General features: G+C 64.3%; 20 protein-coding genes. 8 read left to right on the top strand and 12 right to left on the bottom strand.

The features are described from left to right. Positions 1-23: 23 nt before the first annotated feature. Complete coding sequence (gene coxB / locus WGH93_RS08235) at positions 24-911, bottom strand: cytochrome c oxidase subunit II (protein ID WP_374764398.1); 888 nt, start codon at positions 909-911, stop codon at positions 24-26. 282 nt (positions 912-1,193) lie between these two features. Here coxB and tldD point away from each other — a divergent pair, with 282 nt between their 5' ends. Further along, a complete protein-coding gene (gene tldD / locus WGH93_RS08240; RefSeq protein WP_374764399.1) occupies positions 1,194-2,627 on the top strand; it encodes a metalloprotease TldD in 1,434 nt (477 codons plus the stop codon). A gap of 185 nt (positions 2,628-2,812) precedes the next feature. After that, positions 2,813-3,358, top strand: coding sequence for a PAS domain-containing protein (locus WGH93_RS08245; protein WP_374764400.1), 546 nt, complete (start codon positions 2,813-2,815; stop codon positions 3,356-3,358). 70 nt (positions 3,359-3,428) lie between these two features. Here the strand turns inward: WGH93_RS08245 and WGH93_RS08250 are convergent, their stop codons facing one another. Together WGH93_RS08250 and WGH93_RS08255 are read right to left on the bottom strand one after the other, a co-directional pair. Next, the gene (locus WGH93_RS08250; protein ID WP_374764401.1) at positions 3,429-4,055 is read right to left on the bottom strand and encodes a CoA transferase subunit B; all 627 of its coding nucleotides are present in this window, start codon (positions 4,053-4,055) and stop codon (positions 3,429-3,431) included. Positions 4,056-4,057: 2 nt separating this feature from the next. Next, the gene (locus WGH93_RS08255; RefSeq protein ID WP_374764402.1) at positions 4,058-4,762 is read right to left on the bottom strand and encodes a CoA transferase subunit A; all 705 of its coding nucleotides are present in this window, start codon (positions 4,760-4,762) and stop codon (positions 4,058-4,060) included. Positions 4,763-5,088: 326 nt separating this feature from the next. Between WGH93_RS08255 and WGH93_RS08260 the strand changes: the two genes are divergently transcribed. Then, the gene (locus WGH93_RS08260) at positions 5,089-5,361 is read left to right on the top strand and encodes a hypothetical protein (protein ID WP_374764403.1); all 273 of its coding nucleotides are present in this window, start codon (positions 5,089-5,091) and stop codon (positions 5,359-5,361) included. A 125-nt stretch (positions 5,362-5,486) separates the two neighbouring features. On the opposite strand, the gene ppa is transcribed toward WGH93_RS08260, so the two are convergent. Continuing rightward, positions 5,487-6,011 carry an inorganic diphosphatase gene (gene ppa / locus WGH93_RS08265; RefSeq protein ID WP_374764404.1) on the bottom strand — a complete coding sequence of 175 codons (525 nt, stop codon included), beginning with the start codon at positions 6,009-6,011 and terminating at the stop codon, positions 5,487-5,489. A gap of 40 nt (positions 6,012-6,051) precedes the next feature. Beyond that, a complete protein-coding gene (ubiA, locus tag WGH93_RS08270; RefSeq protein WP_374764405.1) occupies positions 6,052-6,996 on the bottom strand; it encodes a 4-hydroxybenzoate octaprenyltransferase in 945 nt (314 codons plus the stop codon). Between the two features lie 139 nt (positions 6,997-7,135). Here ubiA and WGH93_RS08275 point away from each other — a divergent pair, with 139 nt between their 5' ends. Both WGH93_RS08275 and WGH93_RS08280 read left to right on the top strand, forming a co-directional pair. Next, a complete protein-coding gene (locus WGH93_RS08275; protein ID WP_374764406.1) occupies positions 7,136-7,891 on the top strand; it encodes a 16S rRNA (uracil(1498)-N(3))-methyltransferase in 756 nt (251 codons plus the stop codon). Positions 7,892-7,965: 74 nt separating this feature from the next. Next, positions 7,966-9,327 carry a glutamate--cysteine ligase gene (locus tag WGH93_RS08280; protein ID WP_374764407.1) on the top strand — a complete coding sequence of 454 codons (1,362 nt, stop codon included), beginning with the start codon at positions 7,966-7,968 and terminating at the stop codon, positions 9,325-9,327. A gap of 100 nt (positions 9,328-9,427) precedes the next feature. Here the strand turns inward: WGH93_RS08280 and WGH93_RS08285 are convergent, their stop codons facing one another. From WGH93_RS08285 to WGH93_RS08305, 5 genes are all read right to left on the bottom strand, one after another. Then, positions 9,428-9,832 (bottom strand): DUF4168 domain-containing protein, encoded by a 405-nt coding sequence (locus WGH93_RS08285; protein WP_374764408.1) that lies wholly within the window; start codon positions 9,830-9,832, stop codon positions 9,428-9,430. Positions 9,833-10,005: 173 nt separating this feature from the next. Further along, entirely contained in the window at positions 10,006-12,279 is a 2,274-nt protein-coding gene (locus WGH93_RS08290) for a xanthine dehydrogenase family protein molybdopterin-binding subunit (protein ID WP_374764409.1), read from the bottom strand. Further along, complete coding sequence (locus WGH93_RS08295) at positions 12,276-12,800, bottom strand: (2Fe-2S)-binding protein (RefSeq protein ID WP_374764410.1); 525 nt, start codon at positions 12,798-12,800, stop codon at positions 12,276-12,278. The genes WGH93_RS08290 and WGH93_RS08295 overlap by 4 nt, the downstream gene beginning before the upstream one ends. 98 nt (positions 12,801-12,898) lie before the next feature. Then, positions 12,899-13,693 carry a peroxide stress protein YaaA gene (yaaA, locus tag WGH93_RS08300; RefSeq protein WP_374764411.1) on the bottom strand — a complete coding sequence of 265 codons (795 nt, stop codon included), beginning with the start codon at positions 13,691-13,693 and terminating at the stop codon, positions 12,899-12,901. Positions 13,694-13,721: 28 nt separating this feature from the next. Next, complete coding sequence (locus WGH93_RS08305; RefSeq protein WP_374764412.1) at positions 13,722-14,981, bottom strand: MFS transporter; 1,260 nt, start codon at positions 14,979-14,981, stop codon at positions 13,722-13,724. 226 nt (positions 14,982-15,207) lie between these two features. On the opposite strand from WGH93_RS08305, the gene WGH93_RS08310 reads away from it, so the two are divergent. The 3 genes from WGH93_RS08310 to galU all read left to right on the top strand — a co-directional run bounded on the left by WGH93_RS08310 (position 15,208) and on the right by galU (position 18,815). Beyond that, a complete protein-coding gene (locus WGH93_RS08310; RefSeq protein ID WP_374764413.1) occupies positions 15,208-16,473 on the top strand; it encodes a chondroitinase-B domain-containing protein in 1,266 nt (421 codons plus the stop codon). Between the two features lie 181 nt (positions 16,474-16,654). After that, complete coding sequence (locus WGH93_RS08315; protein ID WP_374764414.1) at positions 16,655-17,929, top strand: phosphoglucose isomerase-related protein; 1,275 nt, start codon at positions 16,655-16,657, stop codon at positions 17,927-17,929. A gap of 7 nt (positions 17,930-17,936) precedes the next feature. Then, on the top strand, positions 17,937-18,815 hold the full coding sequence (gene galU, locus WGH93_RS08320; protein ID WP_374764415.1) for a UTP--glucose-1-phosphate uridylyltransferase GalU: 879 nt from the start codon (positions 17,937-17,939) through the stop codon (positions 18,813-18,815). Here the strand turns inward: galU and WGH93_RS08325 are convergent. Both WGH93_RS08325 and WGH93_RS08330 read right to left on the bottom strand, forming a co-directional pair. Further along, positions 18,806-19,852 carry a hypothetical protein gene (locus WGH93_RS08325; protein ID WP_374764416.1) on the bottom strand — a complete coding sequence of 349 codons (1,047 nt, stop codon included), beginning with the start codon at positions 19,850-19,852 and terminating at the stop codon, positions 18,806-18,808. The two genes, galU and WGH93_RS08325, sit on opposite strands and share 10 nt — an antisense overlap. Beyond that, complete coding sequence (locus tag WGH93_RS08330) at positions 19,849-21,036, bottom strand: glycosyltransferase (protein ID WP_374764417.1); 1,188 nt, start codon at positions 21,034-21,036, stop codon at positions 19,849-19,851. Before WGH93_RS08330 ends, WGH93_RS08325 begins: the two co-directional genes overlap by 4 nt. Between the last annotated feature and the right edge of the window lie 112 nt (positions 21,037-21,148).

Below are 21,148 nucleotides of genomic sequence, written 5' to 3' on the forward strand. Positions count from 1 at the left end.
ACAGTCCATCAAATCTTGGATGCTCAGCGGCCAAGGGCGGTGCGCCCGGCCCCGGCAGCATACATTTCCCTGGCATTCTCGACCCAGGCATCGAACGCCTCGCGGCTGACCACTTCCACCGCGATCGGCATATAGGCATGGTCCTTGCCACACAGCTCGCTGCACTGGCCGTAATAGGTGCCCACTTCGTTCACCTCGAACCAGGTTTCGTTCAGGCGGCCCGGAACGGCATCCATTTTCACGCCGAAGGACGGCACCGTCCAGCTATGGATCACATCGCTGGCGGTGATTTGCAGGCGGATCTTGGTGTTCACCGGCACCACCACGCGGTTGTCCGTATCCAGCAGGCGGTGATTAAGCTGCGCTTCGCGGCCCAGAAACTCGCTCAGGCCCTTTTCATATTCGCCGCGCAGGCTGGCATCCGTGAAGGCGGCATCGGGCACGATGGTGGACGTGAACTGGATATCGCCATGGTCGGGGTAATTATAGGTCCAGTTCCACTGATTGCCGGTGACCTGAATGGCAAATTCGGTTTCCGGCACGTGCTCCTGATAATAAAGCAGCGGAATGGACCAGAAGCCGATGGCCACCAGAATGCCGATGGGCACCACGGTCCAGATGAATTCGATCAGCGTGTTGTGGCTGGTCTTGCTCGGCTCGGGGTTGGCCTTTTCCCGATAGCGAATCATGGCCCAGAACATCAGGGCGAACACGAAAATCGTGATCGCGGTGATGATCCACATCAGGAATTCGTTGAAATCGGTGATCCTGGCCATTTGCTCATTGGCGGCATCCTGAAGCCAGAGCCCCTTGTCCTCTGCCGCGCCGACGCGATCGGCCAGCGCGGCGGGCGCCGTGGCCAGCGACATCAACGCCAGACCCGATACGGTCGTCAATCGTTTGACGGTCATGTTCATCGGTCCTTTATTCCTCAAACCCAACCCCGTGCCGGGACCCCTCCATCGGGTGATGGCAGCGGGGCGCCCATGGCAACAATCTGCGCCCTTATACCAGAGGCTGCCGCGCGCTCAAGCCCGCAGGCCCGCCTTGCGACGAAAAAACCATGGTGTTCCAGCGGGCTTTCTTGGCATTTCGCAGGCAAGATGCTAGCTCACTCACCATGAAGCGGCACTGCGGTAAACAGCCGCAAGGCCCCGCACGGCAGCCAAGGACTCATACAGCAAGGAGCCAGCATGACCAAAGGCGACAGCGGCCTTTCACCCTTTTTCGACGGCACCGCCCTGGATGCGGCGCGAACCGAGCGCCAGGTCTCGGATGCGCTCAGGGGCATGGATGACGGGGAACTCTATCTGGAATCCAGCCAGAGCGAGTCCTTCACATTCGACGACGGCCGGCTGAAAGCGGCCAATTTCGACTCCGGGCAGGGATTCGGGCTCAGAAGCGTGCTGGACGAGACCACCGGCTTCGCGCACGCCAACGAGCTGTCCCATGACGCCATCGCCCGCGCCGCGGACACGGTGGGCGCCATTCGCCTGGGCCGCAGTGCGGTGATGAGCCCGGCGCCGGTGCGCACCAATCGCCAGCTTTACACCGATGCCAACCCGCTGACCGGCATCGACTTCAAGCGCAAGGTGGCCCTGCTGGAGGAGATCGACCGCTATGCCCGCGCCCGCGATCCGCGCGTGGCGCAGGTCAGCGCCTCCCTGATCGGAAGCTGGAAGGCGGTGGAAATCCTGCGCGCGGACGGCCAGCGTATGCGCGATATCCGCCCGCTGGTGCGGATGAACGTGTCCGTTGTGATGGCCAGCGGCGAGCGCCGGGAAAGCGGCTTTCAGGGCCTGGGGGGCCGGTCTGGCTATGATGATTTCTTCAATGAAGCCACCTGGCAGGCACAGGTGCACGAAGCGATCCGGCAAGCGGAGGTGAACCTGGAAAGCGTGGACGCCCCCGCCGGGGAGACGACCGTGGTGCTCGGCCCCGGCTGGCCGGGCATTCTGCTGCACGAAGCCATCGGCCACGGGCTTGAAGGCGATTTCAACCGCAAGAAAACCTCCGCCTTTGCCGGGCTGATGGGGCAGCGGGTCGCCGCCCCCGGCGTCACGGTGGTGGACGATGGCACCATGGAAGGCCGTCGCGGCTCGCTGACCATCGACGACGAAGGCACCCCCACCGACCGCACCGTGCTGATCGAGGACGGCATCCTGAAAAACTACATGCAGGACCGTCACAATGCCCGCTTGATGGGGATGGACGCCACGGGCAACGGGCGCCGCCAGAATTATGCCCACGCCCCCATGCCACGCATGACCAATACCTTCATGCTGGCGGGGGACAAAGACCCCGGCGAGATTCTGGCCAGCGTGGATGACGGCCTCTATGCCGTCAATTTCGGCGGCGGCCAGGTGGACATCACCAGCGGCAAGTTCGTCTTTTCCTGCACCGAGGCCTATCGCATCCGTGGTGGCAAGGTGGCGGAACCGGTCAAGGGCGCCACCCTGATCGGGAACGGGCCGGATGTGCTGACGAAAGTATCCATGATCGGCAATGATCTGGAGCTGGACCCCGGCGTCGGCACCTGCGGCAAGGGCGGCCAGAGCGTTCCCGCCGGCGTGGGCCAGCCCACCCTGCGCGTGGACGGCCTGACCGTGGGCGGCACGGGCGGCTGAGGGGCCGCTGAACCGGCGGGGCCGCGCCGCCGCCTTCACACCTTTATGGGCGGAATCGGGAGACAGGCGGAAAATCACGGAAATTCCGGAAGGGCGCTGGGCAAATCGTTAAAAATTTGTTAACAAGGGGATGTCGGCACCGGTGTCCTCTTGTCTGGTGCTTTGATGCGTAAGGAGTTTCTTTGATGCCAAAGAGCGAGACACCGGACATCTGGCAATCCGGGGGCCCTCTGCTGCAACCGCGGGTCGCGGATTTTTCAGCGATCGAGGGGGAATCCCTGTTGTTGCCGGATGATGTGGCGGCCCCGGAACAGGGCTTCGCACTGGGCAGAACGCTGGCCAGCCGGGTTGCCGCGCTGGGGCGCCCCTTACAGGTCCACGACCTGACCCCCGCCTTTTTCGGCAGCGCCCTGCTGCCACACGTCACGCTGCTGGATGTGATATCCGGCGGCGAGGATTTCCGCTGGCGCATTTTCGGCACCGCCCACCGGGATGAATATGGCCGCGACCTGACCGGCTGCCAGTTGAGCGAATTGAGCGCCAGCAATCCCACGCTCGACAGCCTGTGGCCCATATTTCAGGCGGGCCTGAAAAGCGATACGCCGCGCTATTTCCAGATCACCTATTTCGCCGAAGGTCTGGTGCGCAAAACCGCCCGCGGCGCCGTCTGCCGCGCCCTCGACGCCAAGGGCGTCCCCCGCCGCATCGTCACGGTGTGCGACTGGGAGTGAACGGGGCCAGTCTTACCGGCCATGGCGCGGCCCGACCAGGCGGAGCAACGCCGCCTGACCGGGCGGAACGTCACACAATGGCGGCTTCCGTCTTTTCCCGGATTTCCGCTTCGGAGACCTCATGGGCCAGTTCGACGATTTTCAGGCCGCCTTCCACCACATCCAGCACGCCCAGATTGGTGATGATCCGGTTCACCACGCCCTCGCCGGTCTTGGGCAGGGTGCATTCCTTCAGCAGCTTGGGCGCGCCCGCCTTGTTGGTGTGGTCCATCACGATCACGCAGCGCTTCACGCCGGCCACCAGGTCCATGGCGCCGCCCATGCCCTTGACCAGCTTGCCGGGGATCATCCAGTTGGCCAGATCCCCGTTTTCCGCCACTTCCATGGCGCCCAGAATGCACAGATCGATGTGCCCGCCGCGAATCATGGCGAAGCTCTCGGCATTGGAGAAAAAGCTGGAATGGGGCAGCGAAGTGATGGTCTGCTTGCCCGCATTGATCAGGTCCGGGTCCACCTCGTCCTCATAGGGGAACGGCCCCATGCCCAGCATCCCGTTCTCGGACTGAAGCGTCACGTCCATCCCTTCGGGGATATAGTTCGCCACCAGGGTGGGAATGCCGATCCCCAGATTCACATAAAAGCCGTCCTGAAGTTCCCTTGCCGCGCGGGCGGCCATATCATTGCGATCCCATGGCATAATCAAGCCTCCTCCCGCTCGCGCACGGTGCGCTTTTCGATACGTTTCTCAAACGACCCCTTGACGATCCGGTCGATGAAAATGCCGGGGGTGTGGATGAAATTGGGGTCCAGACCGCCGGGCTCGACGATCTCTTCCACTTCCACCACGGTCATCTTGCCCGCCGTGGCCATTTCCGGGTTAAAGTTCCGGGCCGTCTTGTTATAGACCACATTGCCGCTGGTATCGGCTTTCCAGCCCTTGATGATGCTCACATCCGCCCTCAGGCCGGTTTCCAACACATAGGTCTCGCCGTCGAACTCTTTCAGTTCCTTGCCCTCGGCAATGCGGGTGCCCACGCCGGTCTTGGTGTAAAAACCGGGGATACCGGCACCGCCCGCGCGGATGCGCTCCGCCAGCGTGCCCTGCGGATTGAACTCCAGCTCCAGCTCACCTTCGATGAACTGGCGCTCGAATTCCTTGTTCTCCCCCACATAGGAGCTGAGCATCTTCCGAATCTGTTTCGCGTCCAGCAGAATGCCGAGGCCGAACCCGTCCACCCCGCAATTGTTGGAAATGACGGTCAGATCCTTCACGCCCGCCTTGTGCACGGCGCCAATCAGGTTTTCCGGTATGCCGCACAGGCCAAAGCCCCCGGCCATCAGGGTCATGCCGTCTTTCAGCAGCCCGTCCAGCGCCGCTTCCGGGCTGTCATACACCTTGTCCATCGCTGTCTCCCACGCTTGAACCTTGCTAAAACGCGCGTGACAGGAAAGCACCTATGCCAGGCCATCCGCCACGCTGGCGGCGGCTTGGCTTTTGCGTGTCCCCCGTCTATACTCGGTCGCGTCCATACTCCCACTGCATGGGATAGCCGTCTTTTCTCGCACGTGCAACATTTTGCACCGCAAGAAAGCCGGGGGCAGGAGGCAACACCCGCACATCGGGCCGATAAACAAACCGCCCCGCCCCGCGACGGGCTGCGCCGAACAGGGCAGCCACCAACACGACAGCCCCGGCCCGGTGCCGGGAACGGATAACAGGAGTTAATCGCATGAAATATCTATGCCGCCTGATCGGCAGCCTGCTGTGCCTTGTGGGCCTGCTCGGCATGTTGACGCCGATTCCCTTCGGCCTGATCTTCTTCGTTCTGGGGCTGATGTTCCTGATTCCCAGCACCCCGTCGGCGGCGCGCCCCATTCAGGGCCTGCGGGGGCGCATCGCACCGCTGGACCGCGCCATGATGGCCATGACCCGGCGGCTGCCGGTGCCCTTCAAGCGGGTGCTGCGCCAGACCGAACCCATACGCGGCGACCTGATCCTTTAAGCCGCGCGCGCCCGGCCCGCCGAAAAGAAAAGCCCCGCCCGGTCGCACTGGCCGGGCGGGGCTTTGATGTTGCATGGTTTCGGGCCGGGACATGGTGATCCGGCCAATCGGGCCGTCAGCGACGGTTATTTGCCGTTTTCAAGCGCCTGCATGATCAGCTCCCCGGCCTTTTCCGGGCCTTCCCAGCCAACCACTTCCACCCATTTGCCATTTTCCAGATCCTTGTAATGCTCGAAAAAGTGCTGGATCTGGTTCAGAAGGATGTCCGGCAGTTCCTTATAGCTGGTCACATCGTCATAAAAGGGGTGCAGCTTGCTGACCGGCACCATGAGCAGCTTTTCATCCTCCCCCGATTCGTCGCGCATCATCAGCACGCCCAGCGGGCGGCAGCGCACCACGGCGCCCGGCATGATCGGGGTCCGGTTGGCCAGCAGCGCATCGATGGGGTCGCCGTCATCCGCCAGCGTATGGGGAATGAAACCATAATTGCAGGGATAGCGCATGGCGGTGTGCATGATGCGGTCCACCATCAGGGCGCCGCTTTCCTTGTCCATCTCGTATTTGACGGGCTCGGTGCCCACCGGCACTTCGATGATCACGTTCACGTCGTGCGGCGGATTGGCGCCGGCGGAAATCTTGTCGATATTCATGGAAAATCCTTAAAAGCTGTTTGGCCCTGCGGCAGCCGGATCACAGTGCCTGCCCGGCCACCTGCCCCGCCACAAGGGCGCCGAGCACGATGGCGCCGAAGCGGATATTGGACCGGAATACCGTCAGACACTGATCCGGGCGGTCGATATCGGTGCGGGCCACCTGCCAGATCAGATGTGCACCCGCGAAAACGAGACCCGCATAATAGATCGGATGCAGCTTTGCAAGCTGGCCGATGATCGCAAGAGCCAGCAGGAAAAGCCCGTAGAACAGGGCCACAGCGGGCCGGGTGCGCCGCCCCAGTGCCAGCGCGGACGATTTCACCCCGGCCAGAATGTCATCCTCGCGGTCCTGATGGGCATAGATGGTGTCATATCCGATGGTCCAGAAGGCCGCGCCCAGATACAGCACCAGCGGCGCCGGGTCCAGGCTGCCGCGGGCCGCCGCCCAGCCCATCAGCGCGCCCCAGTTGATGGTCATGCCCAGCCATATCTGCGGCCAGTATGTCACCCGCTTCATGAAAGGGTACAGCGCCACCAGCCCCACCGAGGCAACCCCCAGCACGATGGCAAAGGCGTTGAATTGCACCAGAATCAGCAGCCCCACCGCGCATTGCAGGCCCAGAAAGGCCACCGCGCCGGTCACGCTCACCTCCCCGGCGGGCAGGGGGCGGGCGCGGGTACGCTCCACCCGCGCATCGATATGGCGATCCGCCAGATCATTGATGGTGCAGCCCGCGCCGCGCATGGCCACCGCCCCGATGGCGAAAAGCGTGGCATACAGCACCAGCATTGCCGGTGGCAGCACGCCCCATCCCCCCAGCACCAGCGACCAGAGCGACGGCCACAACACCAGCCACGCACCCACGGGGCGATCCAGGCGCGCCAGCTTCAGATAGGGGCGGGTCCGCGCCGGGGCATGGCGATAGACCCAGCTTCCCGCGACCGCATCAGCCGTCTTGCGTATGGGGGGGTGCTCACTCATGCCAATCAGCTAGCCAGCCAGCGCGCCAAGGTCAAGCGGGCAAACCGCCATGCCGGGCAACAAGGCGGGGATGCGGCGGACTTGACGGCTGCATCCCGCCCGGCCCATGGTCCCCCAAAGCCGCACCATGAGGACAGCCATGAGCGCAGACATCAAGACCCGCCTGGCCATCACGAACGATCTGCCGGGCACCGGCCCCATCCATCTTGATAAGGACCAGAGCCATTATCTGGCCCATGTGCTGCGTGCCCGCCCCGGCGAGCAGATCGGCCTGTTCAATGGCCGGGACGGGGAGTGGCTGGCGCAGATCACCGGGGTGAACAAGAAGGCGGTGGAACTGGCCGTGCTGTCCCTCAGGCGCGGGCAGCGACCAGAGCCGGATATCTGGCTGGCCTTTGCCCCGATCAAGAAGGCACGCATCGACTTTGTGGCCCAGAAAGCCACGGAGCTTGGCGCCGCCCGCCTGATGCCGGTCATGACCCGGCGCACCCAGGTGGACCGGGTGAAGACCGACCGTCTCGCCGCCAATGCACGGGAAGCCGCCGAACAGTGCGAACGGCTGAGCCTGCCGCGGGTGGATGAGCCCACAAGGCTGGACGATCTTCTGGCGGCCTGGCCCCATGACCGGCACCTGATGTTCTGCGACGAAGACCTGAGCGGCCGCCCGGCGCTGGACGCGCTCACCCGTTTCGATCCCGAAACGCCCGGCCCGTGGGGCATTCTGATCGGGCCGGAAGGCGGGTTCGACCCGGCGGAGCGGGACGCGATCCACCGCCTGCCCCATGTGGTACCGGTCAGTCTTGGCCCCCGGCTGCTGCGCGCCGATACGGCGGCAATGGCGGCCCTGTCGCTGTGGCAGGCGGCCCTTGGCGACTGGGCGGTCACGCCAAGGTGAGCGCATACGGGCTTGATTATCCCCTTTGACCGCCCTACCCATAGCCACATTAACCTTTTGCGGGGCGGCCTGATATGGACACATCACACATCATTGAGGACAAGACCGATCTGGTCGCCCATCTGGAGCGTGGCAGCCTGCCCGATCCCGCGGATTGGCGCATCGGTTCGGAACACGAGAAATTCGTTTTCCATCAGGATACGCTGGCGCCGCTGGCCTATGAGGGCAGCGGCGACCGCCCCGGCATCCGCGATGTGCTGCAAGCCTTCGCGGAGCGGGGATTCGAGCCGGTCACGGAAGACGGCAAGCTGATCGCCGCCAAGCAGAACGGCGCTTCCATCACGCTGGAACCCGGCGGCCAGTTCGAGCTTTCCGGCGCGCCGCTGGTGGACCTTCACCAGACCTGCGCGGAGACCAGCGACCATCTGCACATTGCCAAGGAAATCGGCGAAACGCTGGGCGTGGGCTTTCTGGGGCTCGGCTTTCATCCCACGCTGAAGCGCGAGGACGTGCCGGTCATGCCCAAGGGGCGCTATGACATCATGCGCGCCTATATGCCCAAGCGCGGCACGCTGGGGCTGGACATGATGCTGCGCACCTGCACCGTTCAGGTGAACCTGGATTTCGCCGACGAATCGGACATGGTGAAAAAATTCCGCATCGGCCTGGCCCTGCAACCGCTGACCACCGCCCTGTTCGCCAATTCCCCTTTCAAGGAGGGGCGCCCCTCCGGCCTGCGGTCGCTGAGAAGCCAGGTTTGGACCGATACGGACCCAGACCGCACCGGCATGTTGCCCTTCGTGTTCGAGGACGGTTTCGGCTTTGAACGCTATATCGATTATGTGCTGGATGTGCCGATGTATTTCATCCAGCGCGAAGGCCGTTTCATTGACTGTTCCGGCCAGAGCTTCCGGGATTTCATGGCCGGAAAGCTGCCCGCATGGCCGGGCGAGAAGCCAACGCTGAAGGATTTCGACGACCATCTGACCACCATTTTCCCGGAAGTGCGCCTGAAAACCTTTCTGGAAATGCGCGGCGCGGATGGGGGGCCGTGGTCGCGGCTGTGCGCCCTGCCCGCCTTGTGGGTGGGCCTTCTGTATGACCGGCAGGCACAGGACGCGGCCTGGGATCTGGTGAAGGACTGGACGGACGAAGAGCGCGAGACCATGCGCGCCGATGTGCCCCGGCTGGGGCTGGCCACCGAAATTCGCGGGGAAAACTTTCAGGATCTCAGCCGCCGCGTGCTGACCATTGCCGAAGGCGGCCTGAAACGGCGCGGTTTCCTGTCTTCGGAGAAAGAGGACGAAACCGCCTTTCTGCACAGTCTCTGGCTGACGGTGGAAAATGGCGAAAGCCCGGCGGATACGCTGCTGCGCAAGTTCCACACGGACTGGGGCGGCGATGTGACCCGCGTATTCCGGGAATGCAATTACTGACCGCACGAAACAGGCCAAGCGAAAAGGCCCGAATGAAAAAGGCGCCGGGTGGATCACCCGACGCCTTTGATATTCAGAAAATTCCGAACTGCGCTGTGTCTTATTCCGCGTTCTGGAATTCCTTCACATAGCCCATGACTTTTTCATAGACTTTCTTGTCCTGCTTGGCCGCGGTGGCGATGGTGTTGTAGCTTTCCAGCGTCAGGCCGCCTTCCTTGATGGCCCCAACCATTTTCTGGCGCATCTTCTGCTGAATCTGCTGCTTTTCCTCTTGGCCTTCAGCCTGCTGGAATTTCTGCGCGTGCTTGTTGTTGATCTTTTGCAGTTCAATGGCCGTGCGCGCATAGGCTTTCAGGTCCATCTTCATGACCTGTTCAGTGCTCGGTGCCTTGGTCTGCGGCGCCGGAGCCTGACCCTGTTGCCCCTGCTGTGCTGCCACGGCAGGAGTCAGCACCAGTCCAAGAGCCAGAGCGCTCGCACCCATCAGCTTAGCGAAATTCATCATCAATCTCCTTTCCATCATTCTTGCAGTATTCCCCCTGCCACATCTTTTCGGGGGCTTCCAAGGGGGATTTTGCCCAAAAACGGTCACATTCCTCTGGCGTGGCCAGGAAAAATGGCCTTTTTCGGCATGAAATATCCGGCACACACAAGCCGGGGCCAACAACCACGCCGCCGTCAGGCCGTAAGCTGATCCCCCACGGGCAGCCGGCGCAGGCGCTTGCCGGTGGCCTGGAAAATCGCATTGGCCAGCGCGGGCGCCACCGGCGGCACGCCGGGTTCCCCCACACCGCCGGGGGGCTGATCGTCCATCGGCATGATGGCGGTCTCCACCTCCGGCGCATCGCTGATGCGGGCAATGCGATAGCTGTCGAAATTGTCCTGCTGTATCACGCCGTCCTTTGCGGTGATCTCGCCGTAAAGCGCATGGCTCAGCGCGAACACCACCGCCCCTTCCATCTGGGCGCGCACCCGATCCGGGTTGATGGCCAGGCCGCAATCCACCGCCATCCAGGCGCGCGGAATGGAAAGCTGGCCATTATCCACCACCACTTCCATGGCGCAGGCCACATAGCTGACAAAGCTGCGATGCACGGCAATGCCAAGGCCCCGGTTCTCGCCCGGATCGCGGCCCCAACCCGCCATGTCAGCGGCTTTTTTCAGCACGCCCTTCAGCCGCGCTGTCTGAATCGGAAAGCGGGCCGGGTCTTCACCATAATTGCTATAGGGGGCACCCTCGGCCTTGGGGTCCACCACCCGATCGGAGCCGATCATCTCCAGCCACTGGTCCACCGGGTCCACGCCGCGCTTGTGGGCCAGTTCGTCCACGAACGATCCGATGGCGAACGCCTGCTGAATATTGTTCACCGAACGCAGCCAGCCAATGCGCGTGCTGTTGGTGTGAAAGCCCCGCTCGATCCGCAGATTGGGGGTCTCGAACGGCACATCCAGCAACCCCAACGACAGTTCGAAATCCGCCGGCCCCTTGTTGTCCGTGCTGAAGGTCCAGCCGATGGAGGGATAGACCGCCTTGTGGCGATAGGCGGTGACCCTGCCCTCGCCGTCCAGACCGGCCTGAACACGCTGGGCCGCGATGGCGTGATAATAGTCGTGCATCACGTCGTCTTCGCGCGTCCACACCATCTTCACCGGGCGGCCCGCCTGTTTGGCCAGCACCGCCGCCTCGGCGCAGAAATCCGGCTTGGACTTGCGCCCGAACGCGCCGCCCAGCAGCGTCGCCTCCACGTAAATGTCCTCGGCCTTTTCATCCACAAAGGGCGCCACCGTGCTCTGCACCGCCTGCGGGTCCTGGCAGGGGGCATGGATGTGCAGCCGCTTCCGGCCATCGCCGTCGTCCTGCCAGAAGGCCAGCGCGGCGGGCGGCTCCATGGGCACATGGCTGTGATAAGGCACGAAATAATCCGCCGAATGGCTTTCCGCCGCGTCGGCCATGGCGGCATCCACGTCGCCGCGATCGCGCTTGGTCTCGGACTCGCCGTCAATGGATTGCCAGAGCGCTTTTTCCTCCGCCTCGGTGGACCAGTCCTTGAAGCGGCCTTTCTTGAACCGGGCTTTCAGCGCCTCCCGCCCCTTCATGGCTGCATGGGTATTGGTGGCCAGCACCGCCACCCCGCCCATGGGGTTGAACGCCACGGGCAGCCCCGATGACGGCAGTTCCATCACCGCTTCCACCCCCGGCACGGCCAGCGCGGCTTCCCGGTCATAGCCATCCAGCCGGGCATCCAGCTCATCGGGCCGGGCGGCCACGGCATAGAGCATGTCTTCCATGACCGCATCCTGCCCGAAACGGGTCTGGCCGGTGACAATATCCATCATGTCCACAATGCGTTTCGGCTTGCCCACATAGGCGCGCTCCGACGGTTTGCGGAACACAAGGGCATCGTCCTTCGGCACGTCCAGCCGGGCGGCGGCGGCCACGAAGTCGGCAAAGGGCGCCGTTTCGCCGCTGTCCAGATTGGTGAGCGTGTGATTCGCTGCCCGCACCCGGTCGGGCGACACGCCCCAGGCATCCGCCGCGGCGCGTTCCAGCATCATGCGCGCCGCCGCGCCGGTGCGACGGAAGGCTTCATAGAATTTGCGGATGGATGTGGAGCCATCGGTATTCTGATCGCCGAACTTCTTGTCCCCATAGGCGGGCACCAGATGCAGCCGGTCCCATGCCGCGCCCAGTTCGTCCGCCACGATCTGCGGCAGGCCGGTGCGGCTGCCCTGGCCCATTTCCACCCGGTGCACATAAATATGGGCGGTGCCGTCCACATCCAGCGCCAGATAGGCGGACGTGGCCAGCTTGCCGGCCTTGCCGGTGGCCTCGGCCCGCACCTTGTCAGCGAAAACCGGCGCCGCCAGCACCAGACCGCCCGCGGCCACCAGCCCCTGCAACACGCCGCGCCGGGTAGGGGCGGCGCCAAGTTTTTCCAGTGTGTCGGTCATGCCGTTTCCCCTGTCGTCTCGGTTCCGGCAGGTCCGGTTGCGGCGCTGTCTGCCCCCGTGTCACCGCCATTGCCATTGCTGGCCGCCCTGATCGCCTTGCGAATGCGCTGATAGGTGCCGCAGCGGCAGAGATTGCCCCACATGGCGTTTTCGATCTCGTCGTCCGACGGGGCGGGATTATCGCTGAGCAGGGCCGCCGCCTGCATGATCTGGCCCGCCTGGCAATAGCCGCACTGGGGCACGTCATGGGCGATCCAGGCTTCCTGCACCGGATGCAGACCATCCCCGCTGGCCAGCCCTTCGATGGTGGTCACCTCGGCGCCGTCCTCAAGGCTGCTCATGGGGGTCTGGCAGGATCGCACCGCGCCGCCGTCCAGATGGACGGTACAGGACCCGCACAGGCCCTTGCCACAGCCGAACTTGGTGCCGGTCATGCCCGCCAGATCGCGCAGATACCAGAGAAGCGGCATCTCGCCGTCGCCGTCGAACCGCACGGTTTCGCCGTTCAGGGAAAATTTCACTGGCCTGCTCCCTCAGCCTGAAGTTGGATCACTCTCCCGGCGGATTATAGGGCAGGAAAGCCGTCTTGTCGAAGTGCCCGCGCCCCAGGGCGCATCAATCAGCCCTTTTTCGGCGGCTGCGGGCGGGTGAACAGCCACTCGGTATCGCCGGAGGTGTCGGGATCGAAGCTGTATCCACCGCGATCAAAGACTTTCAGATCCTCCGCGTGCACGAGTCGCCCGTCCACCGCATAGCGGGCCATCATGCCCCGCGCCTTCTTGGCGAAAAAGGCCAGCACGCGGGCCTTGCCGTCTTTCACTTCCTTGAAAACCGGGGTGATCACACGCACACCCGCCGCGCGCAGGCGGTCCATGTCCACGGCGGAAGCATATTCGTTGGACGCCAGGTTGACGATGGTGCGATCCGCGTGATCCGACAGGTCCGCCACCAGCGCATCCGCCAGCCGGGGCCGCCAGAAGGCGTACAGGTCTTCCCCGTCGGGATTGGGAAATTTTGTCCCCATTTCAAGGCGGTAAGCCTGCATCAGGTCCAGCGGTCGCAACATGCCATACAGGCCCGACAGGATGCGCAGGCGCTTGTCCGCCGCCGTCCGGTCGTCCGCGCTCATGCTGTCCGCATCCAGGCCCTGATACACGTCACCGCGAAAAGCATCCAGCGCGGGGCGGGCATTGGCGGCGGTAAACGGCGTTTCCATGGCCTGAAAGCGGCGCACGTTCAATTCGGCCAGCGCATCCGATATGCCCATGAGCCGCTTCAGGTCGGCGGGTGTCATCGCCCTGGCCCGCTCGATCAGCGGGGCGGCTTCCTGCAAAAATGCGGGCGCGCGGGTGCTGTCGGCAAGGTTCTCGCTGTCGAAATCCAGCTTTTTGGCCGGGGAAAGCAGAATCAGCATGGGGTCTCTCCCTTCATGCGCACCCGTTTCAGGGCACGGTGCGCGGCGCCGGGCGGGCACCGCTCATCACATAAATGATGGTCACAAGCGCCACCACCGCCAACAGGGCGAAGGAGGCACCCGCCACGCTTTCCCAGCCGAAATAGCGCAACACCACCCCGGAGGCAAAGGACCCCGTGGCCGACAGGGTGAACACAACCAGTTCCCCCGCCCCCTGCACGCGGCCCGTTTCCTTCGGTCCATGCACACGGGTCAGCAGGCTGGTGCCCCCCACAAAGGTGAAATTCCACGCCACGCCCAGCAGGATCAGCGACACCGAGAAATTGGCCAGCGCCACTCCGTCCAGCGCCGCCAGCAACGACAGCGCGAACAGCCCGTGGCCGAGCAGCAGCACCGGCTTCACACCCAGCCGGGCGATCAGGCCGCCGGTGAACAGGCTGGGAATGAACATGGCCAGTACATGGCCCTGAATCACCTGCGTGCTCTGGCCGCTGCCAAAGCCGCACCCCGCCATGGCCAGCGGCGTGGCGGTCATCATGAAGCTCATCATGGCATAGCCGAGCCCCGCGTTCAGCACCGCCACCAGAAAGCCCGGCGTAACCACGATCCGGCTGAGCGGCCTGTCCCGCCGGTCCTCAGTGCCCCCCTCCGCCACCGGCGGCGCGGTATGGGCGGGATCGACCGGGCGATAAAACGCCAGCGGCACGAAGGTCAACGCCGCCGCCAGCGCCACGAACAGGAACACGCCCATGAAGCTGTAGGGCAGAAAGGCGGCGTTGAAGGCTTCGCTCAGCCCCGGCACGATCAGGGCGGCCAGAATGCCCCCCACCAGAACCAGGCTGATGGCGCGCGCCCGCTGATGGGCGCCCACGCTTTCCGCGGCGCCATAGCGGAAATACTGCCCGGCAGCATGAAACACCCCCATGCCCGCCGCGCCCACCAGCATCAGGCCGAAGCTGCCCTGCCGGATCGCCAGCGCCACGATCAGCGCCCCCAGCACGCCCGAACCGGCGCCGAGAAAATATCCCGTCCGGCGGGAAGTGCGCGCCATCAGCAGCGACAGCGGCACCGTGGCGATGGCATTGAAACTGTTGATGACAAAAACCGGCACCGTGGCCAGCGCCGCATCCGAGGCCAGCATGGCCCCCGCCAGCCCGGCATAGGCTACGCCCGCCATGCTGGAGCACAGGAAACCCGCCTGCGCCAGCGCCAGAAACAGCACATTGACGGGCCGGGTGCCCTCGCCCCATCCGGCTTGCTGACTTTGCGACTGTGATGTGGTTGTCATGGCGGCGGACTCTCCGAAAAAGCGGCGGGCTGATGCGCCGGGGCTCCCTGTCTGCCCCCCTTGCACGATTTTGGCAAGAGCATGGCCCTGACAGCCTGGGCGCCTGTTTGAGGGCTATTCGTCCCGCCCCCTCTCGACAAGGCGGCAAATCGCGTCATAATCTGAAAGCATGAATAAAAATCCAGCGCCCTACACGCGATAAACGTGCAGATGGAGAAAAGCTAAAGTGTCCGCCAGCCTCAGCATCAGCCAGCTCCCCCATATCCCCAAAGCCGGCCTGTTCCGGCGCATCGCCGTGATGGCCGGGTTGGGCCTGATGCTGCTGCGGGGCGGGGCGCTGATGGCGGAGGAACGCACGATCTTCGACGCCGAGGGGCTGCGCCTCGCCGTGCGGGAGGCCGAGGCGGGCGACACGCTGCTTCTCGCGCCCGGCGATTATGCGCTGGAAGGGAAAAAGATCAAGGCCAGCGCCAGCGGCACGCCGGAAAGCCCCATCACCGTGCGGGCGGAAACACGCGGGACGGTTACCCTGAATGCCCGCATGATGACGGTCTTTCACGTGACCGGCGCCAACTGGGTGTTCGAGAATCTGGACATCAACGGCACCTGCCCGCGCCATGGCTGGTGTGACCATGCCATTCATCTATCCGGCAATGCGGACGGCGTGGTGATCCGGGACAATCGACTGCGCAACTTCAATGCCGCCATAAAGGGCAATGGCGAAATCATCGACGGGCAACAGGTCTTCCCCGACGATGTGGTCATCGCGGGCAATGTGATGATCAACGAATCACCGCGGGAAACCCGCAAGTCCGTTACCGTGGTGGACGTGGTGGGCGGGCGCCGCTGGATATTGCGGGATAATATGATCGCCGATTTCGCCAAGACCGAAGGCAACCGCGTCAGCTATGCCGCCTTCTTCAAGGGCAACAGCTATGACGGGGTGATGGAACGCAATCTGGTGATGTGCGAGTGGAAACACCGGGGCAGCACACGGCTCGGCCTGTCGCTGGGCGGCGGCGGCACCACCAATCCCGATTTCTGCGAAGGGCGGCTGTGCCGGATCGAACACACGCGCGGCATCATCCGCAACAATGTGATCATGAACTGCCCCAATGATGTGGGCATCTATCTGAACAATGCCGCCAACAGCCAGATCCTGCACAACACCATCCTGAACACCCGCGGCGTGGATGTGCGCTTCAATGGCAGCTTTGCCACCATCGCCAATAATGTGATCACTGGCCGCATCAAGAACCGGGACGGGGGCCGGCACCGGGCCTTTGCCAACAGTATGCTCGATGATCCGGGCCTTCTGTTCGAAGAATGGCAGAACCTGAACTTCACCCCTGTTGACCAGGGCCGCCTGAAGAATACGGATCGGCGCTTTCCGGGCCGTGCCTTTTGCAGCGGAACCGAAACCAACAGCTTCAGAGGCGCCTTTCGATTGCCCATAAGCTGTTCGCCCGAAGCCCGCCTGAATAAGTGGTAACGGAACGACACGGGCGGCTTCGAATCGCGGTCAGCCCCCGTCAACAGGCTTGATCCGCAGCCGCACATTGTGTTCAGTACCGTCAAAGGGAAATCCGCCCCCTGAGGCGGGCACACTTCACCCGAAAAGCGGCGCGGATTTCATGGGCACGGGTTTTATGGATATTTCAGATGGGGGCGGCATGATCGATTATTCCCTGGGCGGGGGCAAGCTGGATGACACTCTTCAGGAACTGGGCGTGGCGGAACGGTTCGGGGCCAATCTGGCCCGGCTGACGGACTGGCTGCACACCTTCGAAAAGGACATGCCCGGCTTTGCCAACCGGGCCGGGGAACAGGCGGATCTGGATGCCATCGCCGCCGCCGCCGAGCGTATCCGCCAGCAGGCCAGCGACCTGATCGTTCTGGGCACCGGCGGGTCCAGCCTGGGCGCACAGGCGGCGCTGGCGCTGGCGCGGGTCTTCAAGACGAGCACTGTCACCATCCACACGCCGGACAGCCTGTGCCCGTTCGAGATGGACCGGCTTTTCGCCGATCTGGACCCCGCCCGCACCCATGTGCTGGCCATTTCCAAATCCGGCTCCACGGCGGAAACGCTGGCGCAGCTCATCACGGCCCATGACTGGATCGTCGGCGCCGCCAGCCCCGCCAATCCGGCGGATCATTTCACCGTCATTACCGAACCGGGGGAGCGTGCGCTGAGAACCTATGCGGACAGGCTGGGCAGCCCGGTTCTGGATCATCCCACCGATGTGGGGGGGCGCTTCAGCGTGCTGACCAATGTGGGCATGTTGCCCGTGGCCGTGGCCGGGCTGGACGTGACCGCCTTTCGCGGCGGCGCCAGCCAAACGCTGAACCATGTGCTCAGCGGCGGCGGCGAAGGCAGTATGCCCGTGGTGGGCGCGGCGCTGGCCCACACTTTTGCCAGCGAAAAGGGCATGAACATGGTCCAGCTCATGCCCTATGCGGAAGCCCTTCGGCCTTTCACCCGCTGGCACGGCCAGCTCTGGGCCGAAAGCCTGGGCAAGGATGGCAAGGGCACCACGCCGATCCGCGCCGTCGGCCCGGTGGATCAGCACAGCCAGTTGCAGCTTTATGCCGATGGCCCGAACGACAAGTTCTATACCCTCATCACCATTCCCAGCCACGGCAAGGGGCCGGTGGTCTCGGCGGATCAGGCGCGTGAATACGGCCTGGATTATATGGCCGGGCGCACCATTGGCGATATCGTCACCTGCCAGGCCCGCGCCACGGCGGAAACCCTGCGCAGCAAGGGGCGCCCGGTGCGTATGCTCACCATTGATGCCCTGAACGCGGAAAACATGGGGCGCCTGTTCATGTCCTTCATGCTGGAAACCGTCTTCACGGCCCATCTGATGGGCGTGGATGCCTATGATCAGCCGGGCGTGGAAGACAGCAAGATCCTGACCCGCAAATATCTCTCCGAACTGGACTGAAACATTCATGGCGCACAAGCCCATTCGCAAGATCGTGCTGCCCGTGGCGGGCCTTGGCACACGCTTTCTGCCCGCCACAAAGGCAATCCCGAAGGAAATGCTGCCGGTCCTTGATCGGCCCCTGATCCAGTATGCGGTGGAAGAAGCGCTGGAAGCGGGGATCGAAAACATCATCCTGGTCACCGGGCGCAACAAGCAGGTGATGGAAGATCATTTCGATCACGCCTATGAGTTGGAGCGTATCCTGCAGGAACGCGGCAAGGATGCCGGGCTGGCCGCGGCCCGTGGTATGCTTCTGGAAGAAGGCCGCATCAGCTATGTGCGCCAGATGCGCCCGCTGGGGCTGGGCCATGCCATCTGGTGCGCCCGCGAACTGGTGGGGGACGAGCCCTTCGCCGTGGCCCTGCCGGATGACCTGATTCTGGGCCAGCCCGGCTGCCTGAAACAGATGGTATCCGCCTATGAGCGGCTGGGTGGCAATCTGGTGGCCAGCATGGAAGTGGCGCTGGAAGACACCAGCAAATACGGCATCATCACCCCGCGCGGTGGCGACACCCGGCCCATGGCCGTGGCCGGGCTGGTGGAAAAGCCCCACCCGGCGGACGCGCCGTCCCGGCAGGCGGTGGTGGGGCGCTATATCCTTCAGCCGGAGGTGATGCGGCACCTGTCCACCCAGTCCGCGGGCGCGGGCGGCGAAATCCAGCTTACCGATGCCATGGTGCCCCTGATCGAGAACCAGCCCTTCCACGCGCTGGATTTTGACGGCGAGCGGTTCGATTGCGGCAACAAGATCGGCTGGCTGCGCGCCAATATCGCCATGGGCCTGAGAGACCCGGACGTGGCGCAGGAGCTGAAAAACATGATCACGCTCCGCGTTCAGGACTGAGGCGGCAGGACCAGCGTGGCGGCCAGCGCCGGGTCCAGCGCGTCCAGAAACGCGCGGGCACCGGGAAACACAAGCCACCGATCCAGTGCCACCGGCCCGGCGGGAAGACGGTCAACCAGCACGCGACCCCCGGCCTGTTCCGCCAGATGGGTCGCCACGATCACATCGGCCATGAAATTCGGCCCACCCCCCACATGATAGCGTTGCCGCGCCCCAAGACGCACCCCGACCTGCCCGGCCATCAGGGTCAGCCATTTGCGCGGCGCCACATCCTGATCCGGCAGCGGCACCGAAACCGTCACCGCCCCGCCATGCGAATCAGGCGCGGCCCACGGTGCCGCCCCGCCGCCTGACACGTCGCCTGACGTGCCGCCCGGCACGGCGCCCAACAGGCGAAAACCCGCCGCCGCCCAAGCGCGGGCATCATCCAGATGCATCAGGGCGCGCCGATCCGCCGGTCGCCGCCACAGCAGGCAGGCATGGGCCAGCAGGGCCCGCGCACCGTCCAGGTCGCGCGCCGCCTCGCATTGGCTCAGGGCCTTGTCCAGCAACAGGCGGTCGCGAGCGGCCAGCGCCGCGGCCACGCTGACCTTTTCATGCCCGGCCCGTCGTTCCGGCTGAGGGGCGAGATCGGCTTCCACCGCCACCGGAACACCACGGGCACGCAGCGACACCACGACCCAGACAGCCTCGGCGGGCGGATCGATCCACAAGCGTTGCGGCGGCTGACCAAGGGCATGATCGGGCGGCTCGGCAAACAGCTCCACCCTTTGAATACCCCCCGGCAAAAGACGCATGAGCCGGTCATAATAACGCAGACGGGCCACCACCGCGCCGCGTTCCAGGCCCTCATCCGCACCAGCGATGCGCACGTCCATGAACAAGCGCCCGCGCCGCCGCAAGGGGCGCAGCGGTACCAGACGGCGCAGGGCCTGATCCCGCATCGCCACCCGCACACGCCCGATGGCCGACAGCCGGATCGCCGCCCGCAAGGCGTGCCGCCATCCGAAAGAGGGAAAATCCGTCGCCATCGTCATGCCGTTACAGCCGCACCATGGCGCCGGGCAGCAAGGGCCTTGAAGAAACGATCCGACACATGCGCGGGGTCATGATCGGCCACGAAAGCCTGTAATTGCCCCCGCGCGCTGGAATCATCCGCCGCCGCGAGCGCCTGCGCCAGCGCCCCGTCCAGGCTGTGGAACGCTGCCGGATCAAAGCCCTGCACCATCGCGCCCGCCCCTGAAAAGACGGCCATCAGACTGTTCGGAACCACCACGGGCCGCCCGAAGCTCACCCCCGTCATGGCAACGCCGGAATTGAGCGACACGGGATAAGGGCAGGCCACCACATCCGCCGCGCGGAAATAGGTCTGCACCGCCTGATCGGACACATGGCCCGCATAGACGGACACATCGCTGCGGGCGGCGGTCAACTGCTCCAGTTCGGCCATGAAATGATCGGGGCCCCGGCCACCCGCCAGAATCAGCCGCACCTGGCCGCCGGGGCGTGCCAGCTTTTGCAGGCTGTCCAGCCGGGCGATCGTCTGGCGGATACCTTTATAAGGCAGCAATGCCCCGAACAGCAGGATCGCCACGTCCGCCGGGCGCAGTCCCAGGTCCAGCCGGGCCTGTGCACGCCCCATATAGGCGCCGTACACGGGGCCATAGGCCGGATGGGGTACATGAAAAACCTTGTGGGCGGGCAGTTGATAATGGCTGGCGGCCAGCGCCACCGTATCCGGGTTCATCACATGGATGCTGTCCACCAGGTCCGCCAGCCGGGCGCAGGTGTCCCGCTCCACACCCGGAAAATCGGAATGATGGGCCAGCAGATTGTGCACCGTCCACACCAGATGGGTGCCATCCGCCTGAAGCCCGGCCAGCCTGTCCAGAAAGGCATCGGCGCGGGCGACGGCCTCCCGGCGGCGGGTGATGCGCGAAAACAGGCGGTGAATCCAGTGGATATGCACGGTCACCGGCACCCCGGCCTGACCCAGCGGGCCGCCCACCTCGTCCAGCGGCAGCACCGCCCAGTCATTGTCGAAACCGCGCGCATACAGCGTGCCATGGAACGGATTGCTGGCCACCTGCGGCCAGTAAAGCAGCAGCCCGCCGCGCGCCGGGTCTCGCCCCGCCGCCTGAAGCGCCAGAACACCATCCACCATGCGCTCAAGCTGGCTGCGCACATGACGGGTTCCTGATATGGCACTGCCAGACAGCATGGGCCCTCTCTCGGCTTGGATCGCGGGCAGTCCAGCACTTCCGCGCGCGCCGCGCAAGCCCCGCTGAACCAGCCTGCCCGGCATGATGTGGCGCGGAAATTGCTTGAATACA

Source organism: Yunchengibacter salinarum, from assembly GCF_037658235.1.
GTDB classification, from domain to species: Bacteria; Pseudomonadota; Alphaproteobacteria; order Sphingomonadales; family Kordiimonadaceae; genus Yunchengibacter; species Yunchengibacter salinarum.

Coding starts and splice junctions, on each gene's coding strand:
- coxB (WP_374764398.1), bottom strand. CDS start 911: ATGACCGTCAAACGATTGACGACCGTATCGGGTCTGGCGTTGATGTCG.
- tldD (WP_374764399.1), top strand. CDS start 1,194: ATGACCAAAGGCGACAGCGGCCTTTCACCCTTTTTCGACGGCACCGCC.
- WGH93_RS08245 (WP_374764400.1), top strand. CDS start 2,813: ATGCCAAAGAGCGAGACACCGGACATCTGGCAATCCGGGGGCCCTCTG.
- WGH93_RS08250 (WP_374764401.1), bottom strand. CDS start 4,055: ATGCCATGGGATCGCAATGATATGGCCGCCCGCGCGGCAAGGGAACTT.
- WGH93_RS08255 (WP_374764402.1), bottom strand. CDS start 4,762: ATGGACAAGGTGTATGACAGCCCGGAAGCGGCGCTGGACGGGCTGCTG.
- WGH93_RS08260 (WP_374764403.1), top strand. CDS start 5,089: ATGAAATATCTATGCCGCCTGATCGGCAGCCTGCTGTGCCTTGTGGGC.
- ppa (WP_374764404.1), bottom strand. CDS start 6,011: ATGAATATCGACAAGATTTCCGCCGGCGCCAATCCGCCGCACGACGTG.
- ubiA (WP_374764405.1), bottom strand. CDS start 6,996: ATGAGTGAGCACCCCCCCATACGCAAGACGGCTGATGCGGTCGCGGGA.
- WGH93_RS08275 (WP_374764406.1), top strand. CDS start 7,136: ATGAGCGCAGACATCAAGACCCGCCTGGCCATCACGAACGATCTGCCG.
- WGH93_RS08280 (WP_374764407.1), top strand. CDS start 7,966: ATGGACACATCACACATCATTGAGGACAAGACCGATCTGGTCGCCCAT.
- WGH93_RS08285 (WP_374764408.1), bottom strand. CDS start 9,832: ATGATGAATTTCGCTAAGCTGATGGGTGCGAGCGCTCTGGCTCTTGGA.
- WGH93_RS08290 (WP_374764409.1), bottom strand. CDS start 12,279: ATGACCGACACACTGGAAAAACTTGGCGCCGCCCCTACCCGGCGCGGC.
- yaaA (WP_374764411.1), bottom strand. CDS start 13,693: ATGCTGATTCTGCTTTCCCCGGCCAAAAAGCTGGATTTCGACAGCGAG.
- WGH93_RS08305 (WP_374764412.1), bottom strand. CDS start 14,981: ATGACAACCACATCACAGTCGCAAAGTCAGCAAGCCGGATGGGGCGAG.
- WGH93_RS08315 (WP_374764414.1), top strand. CDS start 16,655: ATGATCGATTATTCCCTGGGCGGGGGCAAGCTGGATGACACTCTTCAG.
- galU (WP_374764415.1), top strand. CDS start 17,937: ATGGCGCACAAGCCCATTCGCAAGATCGTGCTGCCCGTGGCGGGCCTT.
- WGH93_RS08325 (WP_374764416.1), bottom strand. CDS start 19,852: ATGACGATGGCGACGGATTTTCCCTCTTTCGGATGGCGGCACGCCTTG.
- WGH93_RS08330 (WP_374764417.1), bottom strand. CDS start 21,036: ATGCTGTCTGGCAGTGCCATATCAGGAACCCGTCATGTGCGCAGCCAG.